The sequence below is a fragment of the Mesorhizobium sp. LNHC229A00 genome, from assembly GCF_000502415.1.
In the GTDB taxonomy this organism is placed as follows: domain Bacteria; phylum Pseudomonadota; class Alphaproteobacteria; order Rhizobiales; family Rhizobiaceae; genus Mesorhizobium.
This window is the reverse complement of sequence record NZ_AYWQ01000208.1, coordinates 1-374: the sequence shown is the minus strand read 5'-3', so window position 1 is coordinate 374 and position 374 is coordinate 1. Positions and strand designations below refer to the sequence as shown.

At 62.8% G+C, this 374-nt stretch carries 1 protein-coding gene; it reads right to left on the bottom strand.

What is annotated here, in order from left to right:
* Window positions 1-374, bottom strand: a 374-nt coding sequence (locus X742_RS0139850) for an aminotransferase class III-fold pyridoxal phosphate-dependent enzyme (RefSeq protein WP_031248896.1), incomplete at both ends; no start/stop codon positions are given.

Sequence of the window (374 nt, the reverse complement as noted above, 5' to 3'; positions counted from 1 at the left end):
CGTGTCGCCATGATAGCTGTGCTCCATGACGACGATGCGAGAGCGCGCCGCGCCGATGTTGCGGAAATAACTGAGTGCCATCTTCAGCGCTACTTCGACCGAGGTCGAGCCACTGTCGGAATAGAACACCCAGTCGAGTCCAGCGGGAGCGAGGCCGACAAGCGCCTTGGCCAAGCGCTCTGCCGGCTCGTGCGTGAAGCCCGCAAAGATAATCTGGTCGAGGCTCGACGCGGTTGTCTCGATTGCCTTCATGATGCGGGGATGGCGGTGGCCATGTGTGACGACCCACCAGGAGGAGATGGCGTCCAGGATGCGGGCGCCGTCGGCCCTGCGGAGATAGGCGCCTTCAGTCCGGACGATTTCTGGGATCGCAG